Raw genomic sequence first — 2,662 nt, forward strand, 5'->3', positions numbered from 1 at the left:
CTGGCCCGCGCCCAGACCGCGCCCGCCGCGCCCGCTGCACCGGCCCAGCCGCAGACCGCCCAGGCCCCTGCCGGACCTCTCAACGGCAACGGCTTTTACCGCCAGCGCATCGGCGAGATGACCGCCACCGTGGTCAGCGACGGCACCGCGCCCCTCGCGGCGGTGCTGCCGACCTGGGGCGCCAATCCCGACCGTCAGGCCGAGTTCGCCGAGACGCTGGCCGACTACCACGTGCCCGCCACGAACACGGTCAACCACTTCAACCCGGTGGTGCTCGACGTCGGTGGGCGCCGCGTGCTGGTCGACACCGGGCGCGGGGGGACGGGCGGGCAACTCGTCGCCAACCTCGGGCGGGCGGGCATCGACCCGGCCAGCATCGACACCGTGTTCATCACCCACGGGCACGGCGACCACATCGGCGGTCTGACCACGGGCGGCCAGCCCACCTTTCCCGCCGCCCGGCACGTCATGGGCTCGGCCGAGTTCCAGTTCTGGACCACCCAGGCCAATCCCAATGCGGCGGTGCAGGCGGGGCTGATCGGCCTGCGCGACCGTTTCACGCTGATTCAGCCCGGCGCCGAGATCGTTCCGGGCGTCACGGCCGTCGCCACGCCGGGGCACACGCTGGGCCACCTCAGCGTGCGGGCGGGGAGCGGCAACGCGGGCCTGATGGTCTTCGGGGACGCGGCGGGCCACTTCCTGCTCTCGCTGCGGCACCGGGGCGCCTACATCGGTTTCGACACCGACGGTCCCCTCGCCGCCCGCACCCGCCAGCGCATCTTCAACGAGGCGGTCGAGGAGGGGCTGTGGGTCACGGGTTACCACTTTCCCTTCCACGCCATCGGGCACCTGCGGCGTCAGGGTCTCCGGCTGCTGGGCAGCTACGAGTACGAACCGGCCGTGTGGCAGTGGAGTTGAGAGCCGCCAGCGGCCAGCGGCCAGTCGCCAGCTAGAACCCCCCAAGCCTCAGCCCACGCTGGGGCTTTTTGCCGCTGACGGCGGGGGGCCGGGGGCTCTACGCTCGGCCCATGACTGCACCCCTCTCTCTCGCCGAGGGCGGCTCCCTCTACGACCGCATCGGGCCGGAGGCGCTCAGCCTGCTCGTGCGGCGGTTCTACGCCCACGTCGCCCGCGACCCGGACCTCGCGCCGATCTTTCCCGGCGACCTCACCCACACGGCGGAAAAGCAGTTCGCCTTCCTGTCGGGCTTTCTGGGCGGGCCGCCCCTCTACCACCAGCGGTACGGGCATCCCCGGCTGCGGGCGCGGCACCTGCCCTTCGAGATCACGCCGACGCGGGGCCGGGCGTGGCTGGCCTGCATGAACGCGGCCCTGCGCGAGACGCCCGAGATCGGGGACGCCGAGGCGCGGGAGCTGTACGCGGCACTCGCGCGGGTGGCGGTCCATATGGTCAACGCCCCGGAGCCGGGGGCCTCATCCAGCGGGACCCACCCGGCGGGAATTGACTAGCAGGGTCACGGACGGCCCAGGGGTCCCCCCCCTACACTGGCCGCATGACCTCTCAGCGCAGCATCGACGACCTCCGCGCGGAGGTGGACGCGATCAACCGCGACCTCCTGACCCTGCTCTCCCGCCGGGGCGAGGTGGTCGCGCAGATCGGGCACGCCAAGTCCGCCGAGGGCCGCCCGCAGCACTACGATCCCGCCCGCGAGGAACAGCAACTGCGCGAGCTCGAGCGCCTCAACCCCGGTCCCTTCTCACACGCGGCAGTCAAGACGATCTTCAAGGAGATTTTCAAGGCCAGCCTCGACCTCGAGGAGAGCAACGACAAGAAGCAGCTGCTGGTCTCGCGCAAGATGCAGGCCGCCGACACCGTGCTGGACATCGACGGGGTGCGGATCGGCGGGGACGCGCCGCCGGTCATCATCGCGGGGCCGTGCTCCATCGAGTCGGCGGGACAGATGGAGGAGACGGCCGCGTTCCTGGCCGCACAGGGGGTCCGGGTGCTGCGCGGCGGCGCGTACAAGCCGCGCACGAGTCCCTACGGCTTTCAGGGCATGGGCGTGGACGGCCTGCTGATCGGCGGGCAGGTCGCCCGCGACCACGGGATGCTGTTCGTGACCGAGGTGATGGACACCCGCGACGTGGAGGTCGTGGCCGAGCACGCCGACATCCTCCAGATCGGCGCGCGCAACATGCACAACTTCGCCCTGCTGCGCGAGGTGGGCCGCGCCCGCCGTCCGGTGCTGCTCAAGCGCGGTCTGGCCGCCACCGTCGAGGAATGGCTCTACGCCGCCGAGTACATTCTCTCGGAAGGCAACCCCGAGGTCATCCTCTGCGAGCGCGGCATCCGCACCTTCGAGCGGTGGACGCGCAACACGCTCGACCTCTCGGCGGTGGCCCTCGCCAAGCAGGAGACGCACCTCCCGGTCATCGTGGACGTGACCCACGCCGCCGGACGCCGCGACCTGCTGATCCCGCTGGCAAGGGCGGCCCTGGCGGTCGGCGCCGACGGCATCCACGTCGAGGTCCACCCCAGCCCCTCCACGGCGCTCAGCGACAACGAGCAGCAGCTCGATTTTGCGGGCTACGAGCGCTTCGCGGCGGCGCTGGCCCCGATGCTGGCGGCGCCGACGCTGGCCTAGAGCATTTGCCATAGGCTCTTCCTGGATTCCGGGGAGCTGAGGGGTAGCGGGGGTAAG

At 71.6% G+C, this 2,662-nt stretch carries 3 protein-coding genes; all 3 read left to right on the plus strand.

What is annotated here, in order from left to right; genetic code table 11:
* A partial coding sequence (locus QOL99_RS16345; RefSeq protein WP_326522598.1) for an MBL fold metallo-hydrolase occupies positions 1-918 on the plus strand: 918 nt, incomplete at its 5' end.
* Between the two features lie 110 nt (positions 919-1,028).
* Complete coding sequence (locus QOL99_RS16350; RefSeq protein WP_285525372.1) at positions 1,029-1,469, plus strand: globin domain-containing protein; 441 nt, start codon at positions 1,029-1,031, stop codon at positions 1,467-1,469.
* A gap of 44 nt (positions 1,470-1,513) precedes the next feature.
* Complete coding sequence (locus QOL99_RS16355; protein ID WP_285525373.1) at positions 1,514-2,605, plus strand: bifunctional 3-deoxy-7-phosphoheptulonate synthase/chorismate mutase; 1,092 nt, start codon at positions 1,514-1,516, stop codon at positions 2,603-2,605.
* Positions 2,606-2,662 lie beyond the last annotated feature (57 nt).

The organism is Deinococcus rhizophilus (assembly GCF_030271215.1).
GTDB lineage: Bacteria > Deinococcota > Deinococci > Deinococcales > Deinococcaceae > Deinococcus > Deinococcus rhizophilus.

Coding starts and splice junctions, on each gene's coding strand:
- QOL99_RS16350 (WP_285525372.1), top strand. CDS start 1,029: ATGACTGCACCCCTCTCTCTCGCCGAGGGCGGCTCCCTCTACGACCGC.
- QOL99_RS16355 (WP_285525373.1), top strand. CDS start 1,514: ATGACCTCTCAGCGCAGCATCGACGACCTCCGCGCGGAGGTGGACGCG.